The following is an 11,432-nucleotide window of genomic DNA, read 5'->3' as shown; positions in this document are numbered from 1 at the left end:
CATGAACTCGCGAACCAATGTGTGAAGTCGGTAGGTGCATGGTCGATCAGCGTTGGGCATGGTGTGCTATCTCGGATATTCAAGTCATGAGTGAGAAATCGTGGGTCAAAATGCCGAAGGTTGATGCGATTTTTCCCAGCGCCTCTCAGAAAGAGGTCTGCGATAAGTTCGGTATGCCTGCGCAGATGCCTGAACCGATCGTGGCCTTGGCCACAGAGTCAGTAGGTCAATCACCGATCTACGGCACTCGAGTGCAGATACCCGAGGGATCCAATGTCAGCTGGTTCATACATTGCGGTGAATACTTGGAAGCAGACGACTTCTATAAACCGGTTCACATCAGCCATGTCATCGAAACGTTGCCCCAAGTGTTGAATTATTTATGCCTACCGGTCGGGGCCAAATTCATCATCGATGACTCAGGGTATGAAGATGTTTGGAAAGCCGAGTAAGTGTTAAGAGGTTCAGCGATGGCCAACCTGATTTCATTGTTCGACGGCCGACATGTAACCAAGATTTAGTCAAAGGAGTGACACCATGAAAGATGTAATCCGCTTGGGCGACTCCACCACTCACGGTGGCAAAGTGCTCGAAGCATTCTCTCGAACCGACCTCAACGGCAAGCCCATTGCAGGTGTCGGTCACAAGGTGAGCTGTCCACTTTGCAAGGGGGTTTTCCCTATTGCTGAAGGCAGCAGCACCTACACCGTTGATGGCACGCCCATCGCTCTGGACGGCATGAAAACCGCTTGCGGAGCTGCGCTCATTGCGAGCGGTCCGAAGGGCGCAGTGATCAGCTGATCCATCTAACTAGACCCGGGCTCAATTGCTAACGAGAGGCGACTTTCTGTCGGCTCCTCAAAGGCGATAGGCCTCGTGACATTCCGAATTTCCAAGCCTGCTCGCTGAAGACGCTCCCATGACGACCAATACCGCTGTCGCAACCAAACGTGAACCCCAAGTCGCCGTTGTTCCCCTGAATTTGATCATGGTCGAAGACGTCGGGCGCAGTGCGGCTCAATTCGATGCCTGGTTGCGAGAGATCAGTGGTGATCTTGTCACCTTGGAGCGCATTAAAACGGTGGCAGGGGCTCTACCTGTTGTCGGCAACATCATGGCATTGGTCGATGCGCTGAATGATGTCGTAACGCTTTCCAACAGTCCGAGACAAGACCCTCTCAATTGGGTCAGCTTGGGGATCAACCTGATCGGTGTTTTGCCCATGCCGCCGAACATGGCCGCCGCGCGCATGAGCTTGCGACCGACGCTGTTCCTTGTTCGACAGGAAGTCGCCAAGGTCGGAAAGCTGGTCTTGGGTGATGCGTTGATCAACGTGGTGGTTGGTCATCTGAACGCTGACATCGTGGGCGTGATCGATGATTTCGTTAAGCAGGCACAAGCCAAACTCAAAGAGTTGCTCAGTGATGCAGGAGAACTGGGCGAGAAAATTCTCAACGAAATTGCCGTCGGCTTGGAGAGAGTTGTAAACGGACAACTCGACGCCAAAGGTAATTTGAAAGCCGCACAGCAGATGGCAAGTGCTGCCAGCAGCCAGTTGCTCCATGATCCGATGAGCGCAATCAGCAACATTTTTGGCGCCGCGGCGAACGTTTACACCGCGGCCGGCAAAGGTGTTGCCAACAGTGCGGCTGAGCATCTCCTGCCTGAGCAAGCGAAGAAGAAAGTTCTTGTTCATACGAAATCGCTGCGCGCGATGGGACCTGAGTTGCGTACGCAGTTGAACAAGTTGAGTGACCCGGCCGTTCAAAGCTCGATTGGTGCGCTGTTGGTAGTGCTGGCCAGCGCCGTTGCAGCGTGGCGTATGCGCAATGCGCACGGGCAGGGCGGCAACGTCAAACCAGGCATGACCAGTCAGTCCCGACGCGTTGCTAGCGACGGCAAGGTTGAAGTCAGCCGGGGTGAATCAAAGCCGAAGTCGCGCCCTAATGACGAGAAAAACGAAGTGTGTCCTGCGACCTGTAAGCGCATCAACTTTGCCATGGGTACAGAGACGTTTGATCACTCGGATTTCAGCCTTCCCGGCGCATTTCCCATTGATTGGACACGCACGTATTGCTCAGACCTTGTCGCCTATGATGCGGGCATCTTGGGAGCGCGCTGGATCACATCGTTTACGACCCGCATCGATGAGCAGGACGAGGGCCTGGTGTTCCACGATGCAGACGGTCGAAGTCATACCTATCCGCTACCCAAGATCGGCCAATTCCATTACGACGCGATAGAGAACATTACCCTGCTGCACGTTAGCGAGGGTCAGTTACTCCTATGCCGTGGTTTCGAGCGCAAGGAAACCTACAGCCGTCATGGGCGCAGTTACGTGCTGGTCAGTGTCGAGTTACGCAATGGCGCCGGAATCATGTTGCATCATGAGCATCGTCACGGCGATGTGCCGGTCTTGTCGGACCTGATCACCTATCAGGAACATGACATCACCAAGGTTCACCGCCACATCGGCACCATGGTTGATGGCTATGGCAGGTTGATTGGGCTGTGGGAGATCTGTGATGGCGTCCCACAGCGTCAGCTATGTGCTTATGAATACGATGCACAGAGCGACCTGGTTCTCGCCCAGGATGAGAACGGTGCGGCTTGGTCGTATCAGTATGAGTATCACCTGATTACTCGCTACAGCGACCGGACCGGGCGCGGCATGAATCTGCAATGGGATGGCACAGGCGCTGATGCCAAAGCTGTGCGCGAATGGGCTGATGACGGCAGTTTCGACACCCGTTTGGAATGGGACGAGAACATTCGTCTGACGTACGTCACGGATGCTCACGGCAACGAAACGTGGCACTACTACGACAGCCTGGGCTACACGTATCGGATTCGACACGCCGATGGCTTGTCGGAGTGGTTGTTCCGAGATGAGGCGAAAAACGTAGTCCGGCATGTGCATCCGGATGGGGCCACTGATCGCTATAGCTACGACGAGCGCGGCAATCGGCTTGAGCATATTCGCGCTGACAATAGCGTGGTGCACTTTGCCTATGACGACCATGATCAATTGATCAAAATCATGGACGCAGAAGGCGGGCTCTGGCTGCGCGCCTATGACGATGCTGGCAACCTCGTTGAAACGGTCGATCCGCTCGGCAACAAGACTGAATACGCCTATGACAAAAAAGGTCTGCCGATTGCCATCAAGGATGCCAATGGCAATGAGAAGACCCTCGAATACAACGACGCGGGTCAATTACTCAAATATGTGGATTGCTCGGGCAAGACCAGTGCGTGGGAATATGACGATCGCGGCTTGATGATCTGTGCAACGGATGCAGCAGGGCAGAGCACCGAGTACGAATACAAGGCTGGGCAGGTAGCGCTTATCAGGCACCCGGACAAAACAGAGGAGCGTTTTGAGCGCGATGCTGAGGGTAGGCTTCTGGCTCATGTCGATGGGTTGGATCGCTGCACGACCTGGAGCTACACGGCGGCGGGCTTCGTTGAAGAACGAGTGGATGCTGCGGAACAGACTTTGCGGTATCGGTGGGATCGGCTGGGACGTTTGCAAGCGCTGGAGAACCAGAACGAGCGCTCGGCGCAATTTCTCTACGACCCAGTAGGACGCTTGTTGACAGAAACAGGCTTTGACGGGCGCCTGACTCGCTACCAGTACGACATCGCTTCTGGACGCCTTTCAAAGGTCGCTACCGGTGACCGCATTGTGACGGTAGCGTACGACGAGATGGGCCGTGTAACGGAGCGTCTTGCTTCGCTTGGCGATCAGTCTCAAGCGGAGCGTTACGCCTATGACGGCAGGGGCAACATGATTCTTGCCAGTAACGCAGACAGCCGAGTGCAGTGGTTCCATGACCTTGCCGGCAATATGGTGCGCGAGCATCAGCATTACCTTGGTTTGGAGAAACCACTGGTTGCTGTGTGGCAGCATGAATACGACGTGCTTAACCAACGCGTGGCCACGATTCGTCCTGACGGTCATCGGGTCAGTTGGTTGACCTACGGCAGCGGTCATCTCTTGGCGTTGCGCCTGAACGAGCATGAGTTGCTGGGCTATGAGCGTGACGACATGCATCGCGAAGTGGCTCGGCATCAAGGCAATCGTCTTTTGCAGACGCAGAAGTGGGACCCGGCCGGGCGCCTGCAAGAACAACTGTTGGGGCGTAGTGATGACAAGTCGGTTTTGCTTAAGCGGGAGTACGCCTATGACGCCGCAGGCCAGCTAAACGAAATCAACGATACGCGCCGTGGCCAGTTGTCCTATCGCTATGATCCGGTGAACAGGCTGCTAAGCGCAGTGAGTCGTTTGGGTGTTGAAACCTTCGACTTTGACCCGGCGGGTAACCTGCTCGATGAGAAGGCTGCAGAGAGTCGGCGGCCTTTGGAGTTGACTCCCCCGCGCAGTAAGTTGGTCGATAACCTGCTGCGCGAGTATGCAGGGACTCACTACGAATACGATGAGCGTGGTAACCAAATCAAGCGTTGGCGCGATGGTGCATACAGCCAGATGCGTTGGGATCTGTTCGATCGACTGGTGCATTTCGAGGACGCCAGGCTTTCGGTGGAGTTTGCCTACGACGCCCTTGGGCGGCGTCTATTCAAAAACTCGAAGGTCCACTACAAGCAGCGGCCGGCAGCCGGCTCACTCTGGAATAGTGCAGAACACGCACGTTTGCAGCGGGACCATGGCTGTGGTTTTACGCTGTACGGTTGGGATGGCGATAACCTGGCTTGGGAAAGTCGTGCTGCTCAGCAAGATGGGGAGGCGGGGCGCACCATTCACTACGTGTTTGAGCCCGGAACGTTCATTCCTGTCGCTCAGGCGATGACGAATCATTCCATTAATCTGTTGGGGCTGCCTGAATACGACGAGGATTACAGCCTGGAGGATGATCCGCTCTGGAATCATTCCGCAGTGTCGCCCCCTATTGATGTATTGACTTGGTATCAATGCGATCACTTGGGCACGCCTCAGGAGTTGACCGATCAGAACGGTGATGTGGTGTGGAGTGCTCAGTACAAGGCTTGGGGTGAGATACGGGAGGAGCGGTCGCAATGGGCGAAGCAGCAGGGTATTGCTAACCCTATCCGATTCCAAGGGCAGTACCATGATCATGAGACGGGGCTGCACTACAACAGACATCGCTACTATGACCCTACGATAGGTCGCTTTATCTGCCAAGATCCCATTGGCTACGCAGGAGGAATACATCTCTACGAATATGCTCCGAACCCGACTGGATGGATCGACCCGTTTGGGCTTGCTAAGTCTGGTCGTTGGGAGCAGGTCGGAAATGGTCGCATCCGCATAGACCCTCCTCATGTGGAAAATACCAACCAGCAAGTACACGCTCATTGTCAGTGCAAAGCGAGGCGTGCTGAAGTAGTGGTCAACAAGGACGGATCACAGAGCCATGGAACCAGGGGGAGCGTTTCGGAGCTTACGCGGAAAGAAAAAGATTATCTTCGAGAACAAGGATTCAATCTATGAAAAAGCTTGCCAAATTTACAGTTCACGGCACTGCTGTGAATAGTGACCAAGAAATAAAACTGGATGAAATATCTATCTTGGCTGACCCTGAAACTTTGATGGAAATTGGTAGATTCTTGATCAGGGCATCAGAAGAAATGTCAGATAACGGGTTGGAGCACATGCATCTTCAAGATATTATTGATGATTTCGATTATGAAAATAACGTTGATTTTATAGCATTGAATGGCAAAATCGTGAAAATCATTTAATGCTTGGAGTGGCTTTTAAATAAAGTATAGGGTGGAAGAAAAGTGTTTCTGCTCTATACAAAATTTGGTGATTATAAGTCGAGTTATGGCACACGTTTACAATCTGCATCCCAGAGGTGGGAGGCCAGAAGCCTTCCCTCCTCAACAAGGATCAGGACGCAAATCTGGACGAACACAATCCGCTCGCTGGGGCTTGAGTGTGATTCGCGGCTGCAAAGCTAGCGTGCCATCGGGTTGCAGTTTCAAGGCAGATGCCGCGGTTCTTCCCAACTCCCGGTACGCCCAAAACATATAGGAACTGCTGCTGAAACCTGCCCCTGGAGTGGTCAGTTGAGGGAAAAACAGATACTGATCCTTCGGCCGTATCGTATTGGTGTTGTGGCCATAGTAAGCAGTCACGATACAACTAACCGGATATTCAAGTGTTTCGCATTTTTTGTCATTGAATGCACGTCTTACTGCCTGCTGGTCCCAACCCAGTTTAATCAGCCAAATGCGGCTCGGTGGTAGGCCGCTCTCCGGCGGCCAGATGACTTGTCCGGGCACCACGGGATTCAACCAGGCAGATGTGTTGTACCCCAGTAATTTTGAGTGTGGATTGCCAATCGCACCCTCGCACACTGTGTCGAGTTGCGTCAGTTCACTTGAGAACTTCAAGGTGACTTTTTCTTTCGCCAGCATGCTGCGCAGAGCGCAGAGATCCGCCATGCGTCCTTCAACATCGGCAGCAGCATCTACCACGATCACGTCGCGTGCTCCCCGACGCAGCAAGCTGTAGACCCCCAGGTTCTCTGAGTGACCACCATCGCTGAGGTGGAAGCGTTTCGGCGAATCTTGAAACGGGTTCTTTACCGTCTCGCCCCATTCGGCTAATGGAAACATGAAGTTGCGTGGTGAGAGGGATTGCGCGTACTTCTCACCAGCACCTTGTGCATCCAGCGCTGCGGCCGAGGCGCGAACTGAGGTGCCGAGATCAGCAATGCTGGGCACCCCACCGCGCAGGTATCCGGTGAGCTCTGAACCTTGACCAAAGGGTGTGATTTCGAAGATCCGACTTTGGTCAGTGCCAGCACCCCGTGGGGCATTGCTGGCATTCAAAATCCACAGGGGAATCTTGCCTGTTGATTTGTCCTCGTACAGTACCCTCAGTTGCTGCCATGTGGCTTTGGTGGGGTCCAGATGCCAGCCTGATGTTTGCGGTTTGCCGGTATCGTTCGTGTAGCTGAAGTCCTGATAAGGGCTGGTTCGGGGGTTGGGGTTTAGCGCCCAAGCTCGTTCGATACCGTACTGGTAGGCAGAAGGGACGTCCCCGGTTTTGATGAGAGGTGAGAAGAAGACTTCGCCTACACTGGTGATCGCTAGGCGGATCGTTTCCCACCACGGGGCGCCTTGAGCATTGCCAGTAGGAATAGTCTCTGAATATCTGAATACGTCCGGCCAACGCGAGAGGTGAACCTGGCGTCTGTATGGGTCGCCTTCCCGAAAGTGCCTATTCTGCGTGCATTGCTCCATGGTCTTGAATCCATCGGTGCCCTGGCCTGCGAGCTCCAATGCTTTTCGTATTTGCTGCTTAGTCTTGAAGCTGTCTTCGCCGGCGGTGGGTGGCTCCTGCCACCACAGTGGGACGCAATCGTTGAACATGTCGCTGTATGACGTGCCTGCTCTTCGCGCCTCTAAGCGTTGGGTGTAATACCACAGCGCGGTATAGCTTCCTCCCGAAACGGTGGACATGGCGTCGAGTTGGGCGAGAACACCGCTGTCATTCAATCCCTGGAGAACGCCATGCGCAAACATCGCTGCGCGCGTTCCACCTCCAGAGAGGGAAAGTCCCACGGCGATTGGGGCGCCGGACTGAGGTTCGGTCGCGTAGTCAGCACTTAAGGTTTTTGCCGTGATCTGCGCCAGCGGACGCAGAGGTTTGACGTCTGGAGCTTGTCCCTTTCGACCTTCGTCCCACTTCTCGGGAATGGAGCTGCAGTTAGCAAGTACACCGACGAGGCCAAGCACTAGAAAATGCCCGGCGAAAGTGGCCACAGTCCTTGTCATGATCTCAGATCCTGGGTAAGTGCCGCGATCGGGTGGCGCAGCAGTTGAAGTATAGCTGCGAGTAGTCACATACACGTTGGCTTGATCAGGAGGGATTGGTGGGGGACAAATCCCCGGCCATTTCTTGAAAAACATATTCGGAAATGACGCTTTGTCGTACGTAAGAACGACCTTAGACTTGCCGCCTTTTGAAAGGCCAACCAAGTGCAAGGAATGCTAAAAGTAAGACTGCTCTCACTGCTCCTCATCCCGTTGATAGGTGCCTGCACAGCACCGCGGATGCTAGATACTGCCACTACATCTGAGCGACTCAAGCCGTCGTCGGGTGATGCGACTGACAACTGCTTGGTGGGGTGTCCAACGGGCGGTAGCGAGAGGACCTTGTATCGTCAGGCGTATACCCTGAACAACAACGGAACCACCAAGTTCGCGAACTGGGTGGCTTACAAGATTACGAAAACAACACCCGCCAGTGGGCGACCTCGTAATTGGAAGACCGATCCAGACGTACCCTCAAGTGAAACACTCACCCCCAGCGACTATAACGGGGCCAGCGCTGCTTTGAAGATCGATCGCGGGCATCAGGCGAACTTGGCATCCTTGGGCGGGACGTCTGATTGGCAGGCGCTCAATTACCTGACGAACATCACTCCGCAGAAGGCGGATCTCAATCAGGGCGCGTGGGCTCGGCTTGAGGACCAGGAACGCAATCTCAGCAAAGCCGTGGATGTTGATGCGGTTTTCGTGGCCACCGGCCCGCTTTATGAACGAGCGATTGGTTCGCTGCCTGGCACCACGAAGGCACACATAATTCCAAGTGGTTACTGGAAGGTGATCTTCATTGGTAGTACGCCTGCTACCGGTTTCTACGCCGCCTTCATCATGGACCAGGGCACTCCGCGTACGGCCAATTTTTGTGATTACCAGGCCACCGTTAAGGAGGTCGAGATGCGATCCGGATTGAATCTGTGGAGCAGATTGCCTTCAGATGTACAGGCGGATTTGAAGGTGAAGAGAGGGCTTCTGCCATCAAGAATAGGTTGTGAAGTCTCTCAGCAGACTTCCGCCAGGTAGAGAGTCACGAACTGATAAAGGAAAGGTGTGGATCTTCGATCCACACTGCTCCGGGCCGAGCCAACCAGCAGTATTACTGGCTGGCCGGCAATGGGTTCTTTATAGCTGGTGATCGTATCGAGCTATTTTCAACATGCCATAAACGTAGTTCAGTTTTTCTTCCGTTGGCTCGTCGTTGCGCAGCCATCGAACCTTGATGTCTAGATACTGTGCCCACTCAATCCCTTTCTTGAATCTGCGTCGACTGTCGTTCTTGGCGGCCACTTCGATGAATTGATTTACCAGGTCGTACTGATACTTGCCGGCACGGTATTTGGCGTACTCAAACGCGACCTGATAGTGGTCCAGGGCTGCTACGAATTCACCTTGGCGGTAGTGGTAGACCGCCCGTAGCCAAGGTGCCATCCAGCATAGGTGGTCTTCAAGGCGAAGCGAGTTAATGCGCTCAGCGTATTCGTCGATGGTCGACCAGTGAGTGCATGGGTCATGCTTGAGGGTGAAGCCTTGGTTTAGCATGTCGAAAAAACCCTCAGGCGGGCTCAATAGTAGCGTGCGCTCATAGAGGTCCATGCGGGTGCATACTGCAAAGCGACCGTATTCGATGGTCAGTGCAGCGATGATTTCATCCGGGATTGGGGTGCCAACATTTGCACTTTCAATCTGCTGCAGCGTATCTGCTACGTGATCAACTTTTGCATCGAAAAAGCCCCAGAAATCACTGCACGCATGTTGCCATGTCACCCAAGCCATCTCAGGCGACGCTTGTCTTTGCATCACCGGTTGTATCTCGGTTTTGAATTCGTTGACGTCCTCCGCTATCCATCGCGAGTAGTCTCGGAACTGATTGCAAACATCCTCCAGATACTTAACGTCGTACGCTTGGGAAATCAGCTCTGCGATGTAGCTCGTTACCCTGGCCAACACCAGGCTTGTCAGAACGCTCGCTTGAACGGGAGGAGGAATCTCTCGTCCGCACTCAGCGAGCGTCTTGAAGGAGTTTGTGAAGTTCTTTATCAGTGCTGGAAGGGCCGGAGGCGAGGGGTTTCTGATCCAGTTGATGGCGTTATCAAGGTTGTGCTGAAGCGCGTAATCATCGGAGGCTGCGTTCTTTCCAGGATAATGAAACTGCGTCTGCGAAATGCCACAGCGAGCGTAAGCCAAGCGCATGACTTTAGCCAAAGGCATCGTCATCTCGCCGGCGCTGGTTATCGACGGTAGATACCAGAATTCGTCCTCGGGCGTTTCCAGTTGAAAGTCCGCGATTTTGTGCCGCAGCAGGCTCTGGTTCAGCGAGATCACTAGCAGTGGGACTGCCTTGATCGAGATAAAGTATCGAAGGGTCTGAGCCTTGCTCAGAAATGTGCCCTCAGTACGGACGATTTGGTTGTAGCCGTAATGCAGGGCAGACAGTGGATCACCTATGGCTTGCACCATCCGTGTACTGGGTAGGTAACCCATTAGTATGCCGCCGAGCAGTCGGACAGCTTCGCCAAAGTTCGAAGCCAGGTGACCTTCCTCTTTGGCAAGTCGCTCCAGCTGCTTCTGAATGTTTTTTTTGGCTGTTTCATCGAATTCATCACGATCCGCCTCCTTGCGAGGAAGCACGCCAAACGCATCGAAAGCGAGCCTGATCAATTCTCCCTGACTTGCGAAACAAACTTTTGAGCTCATCTTGAATCCTCAATCCCCCGGTCGAAACCGGGGGCGCCGTCCTAGCGTTGGTTAGGGTTCAACTGCTTGCCACGGTTACCGTGAACATGGGCATTCGTCGGGTTTGTACCCGAAGTTCCGCGGTTGCTATTCAGAGCGTCAGCTCTATCGTTACGCTGCTGGCGTGATGAATCGGCTGGCGTGCTTTTCTTGGACATGTGTTTCTCCGAATGAGTAGGTAGGGCAGTTGAATGCTATCCACCGGATTCGGATGATGATCTAGGAAAATTGGCGACGAACTTTTTCTGTAGGTGATTGGGAGGCTCCCACAGCCCTCATTTTTCGATGGATGTATCGATCAGCGCCAACGTCATCTTGATGAAGTCTTCATTTCGGTCGATCGCTGCGAGGGCTTCTCGGACATTCTCCGCAGTGTCTGATGAACCTTGCTGCTCAACCCAATTCGACAACTCCATGATGGCTGCCTCCAGTGCGAGTTGGTTCTCGTGGATCTTGGAGAGGAGCGGTGCCATCAAGTCTGAATTCGGCATATTTGACTCCGTCCGGATTGAAGGCGGTTAGGCCATGTTCACATCGAGAAAAAGCCCTACCGTGACGTAGGGCACTTACGAGCGTTATTTCCCGAGTTTTTTGCGTACATCATCGACCATCGGGCCAACTGCTTTAACTGCGGCCTTGAGCTGGTCAACAGTGACACCAAACTCCTTGGACCAATACTTCAACTCCCATTCTTCGGAAGTGTTCACTCGTTTTCTGTCTTGCGGCCCGCGGTTGTGCAGATCATCAGCCATGTCGATCTCCTTGGTTGTACTTGGGGATTCATAGAAGGCTTGAGCATAGGTCATAACTGAGATTTGGAGTCGCGATGTGGTTACGGTAGGAGCGGCCGGCCGCAACGGGTGGTCCGCTCTGATAAG

9 protein-coding genes are annotated in these 11,432 nt (G+C 53.8%); 5 read left to right on the top strand and 4 right to left on the bottom strand.

Annotated features, from left to right (window positions below):
- The first annotated feature begins 86 nt into the window (after positions 1-86).
- The 4 genes from AB4N44_RS02940 to AB4N44_RS02925 all read left to right on the top strand — a co-directional run bounded on the left by AB4N44_RS02940 (position 87) and on the right by AB4N44_RS02925 (position 5,724).
- Complete coding sequence (locus AB4N44_RS02940; protein ID WP_224794567.1) at positions 87-452, top strand: immunity protein Imm33 domain-containing protein; 366 nt, start codon at positions 87-89, stop codon at positions 450-452.
- An 85-nt stretch (positions 453-537) separates the two neighbouring features.
- Positions 538-801, top strand: coding sequence for a PAAR domain-containing protein (locus AB4N44_RS02935; protein WP_130902052.1), 264 nt, complete (start codon positions 538-540; stop codon positions 799-801).
- A 118-nt stretch (positions 802-919) separates the two neighbouring features.
- On the top strand, positions 920-5,473 hold the full coding sequence (locus tag AB4N44_RS02930; RefSeq protein WP_460110306.1) for an RHS repeat-associated core domain-containing protein: 4,554 nt from the start codon (positions 920-922) through the stop codon (positions 5,471-5,473).
- Positions 5,470-5,724, top strand: a complete 255-nt coding sequence (locus AB4N44_RS02925) for an Imm32 family immunity protein (RefSeq protein ID WP_460110307.1) — start codon at positions 5,470-5,472, stop codon at positions 5,722-5,724. Before AB4N44_RS02930 ends, AB4N44_RS02925 begins: the two co-directional genes overlap by 4 nt.
- 141 nt (positions 5,725-5,865) lie before the next feature.
- Here the strand turns inward: AB4N44_RS02925 and AB4N44_RS02920 are convergent, their stop codons facing one another.
- A complete protein-coding gene (locus AB4N44_RS02920) occupies positions 5,866-7,758 on the bottom strand; it encodes a patatin-like phospholipase family protein (RefSeq protein WP_460110308.1) in 1,893 nt (630 codons plus the stop codon).
- 225 nt (positions 7,759-7,983) lie between these two features.
- Here AB4N44_RS02920 and AB4N44_RS02915 point away from each other — a divergent pair, with 225 nt between their 5' ends.
- Positions 7,984-8,844: a DNA/RNA non-specific endonuclease gene (locus AB4N44_RS02915; RefSeq protein WP_460110310.1), complete on the top strand. Its 861-nt coding sequence runs from the start codon at positions 7,984-7,986 to the stop codon at positions 8,842-8,844.
- Between the two features lie 99 nt (positions 8,845-8,943).
- Here AB4N44_RS02915 and AB4N44_RS02910 read toward each other — a convergent pair whose 3' ends face one another.
- The 3 genes from AB4N44_RS02910 to AB4N44_RS02900 all read right to left on the bottom strand — a co-directional run bounded on the left by AB4N44_RS02910 (position 8,944) and on the right by AB4N44_RS02900 (position 11,306).
- Positions 8,944-10,515: a hypothetical protein gene (locus tag AB4N44_RS02910; RefSeq protein WP_460110311.1), complete on the bottom strand. Its 1,572-nt coding sequence runs from the start codon at positions 10,513-10,515 to the stop codon at positions 8,944-8,946.
- A 314-nt stretch (positions 10,516-10,829) separates the two neighbouring features.
- A complete protein-coding gene (locus AB4N44_RS02905) occupies positions 10,830-11,045 on the bottom strand; it encodes a hypothetical protein (RefSeq protein WP_460110313.1) in 216 nt (71 codons plus the stop codon).
- A gap of 84 nt (positions 11,046-11,129) precedes the next feature.
- Positions 11,130-11,306 carry a DUF3606 domain-containing protein gene (locus AB4N44_RS02900; protein WP_110718470.1) on the bottom strand — a complete coding sequence of 59 codons (177 nt, stop codon included), beginning with the start codon at positions 11,304-11,306 and terminating at the stop codon, positions 11,130-11,132.
- Positions 11,307-11,432: the final 126 nt, after the last annotated feature.

The sequence above is a fragment of the Pseudomonas sp. S3_C06 genome (assembly GCF_054667675.1).
Note: the sequence above shows the minus strand (reverse complement) of the source record. Positions and strands in the feature narration are given on the sequence as shown.

Bases quoted from the DNA above. Each gene is read 5' to 3' on its own strand.
- AB4N44_RS02940 (WP_224794567.1), top strand. From the start codon at position 87: ATGAGTGAGAAATCGTGGGTCAAAATGCCGAAGGTTGATGCGATTTTT.
- AB4N44_RS02935 (WP_130902052.1), top strand. From the start codon at position 538: ATGAAAGATGTAATCCGCTTGGGCGACTCCACCACTCACGGTGGCAAA.
- AB4N44_RS02930 (WP_460110306.1), top strand. From the start codon at position 920: ATGACGACCAATACCGCTGTCGCAACCAAACGTGAACCCCAAGTCGCC.
- AB4N44_RS02925 (WP_460110307.1), top strand. From the start codon at position 5,470: ATGAAAAAGCTTGCCAAATTTACAGTTCACGGCACTGCTGTGAATAGT.
- AB4N44_RS02915 (WP_460110310.1), top strand. From the start codon at position 7,984: ATGCTAAAAGTAAGACTGCTCTCACTGCTCCTCATCCCGTTGATAGGT.
- AB4N44_RS02910 (WP_460110311.1), bottom strand. From the start codon at position 10,515: ATGAGCTCAAAAGTTTGTTTCGCAAGTCAGGGAGAATTGATCAGGCTC.
- AB4N44_RS02905 (WP_460110313.1), bottom strand. From the start codon at position 11,045: ATGCCGAATTCAGACTTGATGGCACCGCTCCTCTCCAAGATCCACGAG.
- AB4N44_RS02900 (WP_110718470.1), bottom strand. From the start codon at position 11,306: ATGGCTGATGATCTGCACAACCGCGGGCCGCAAGACAGAAAACGAGTG.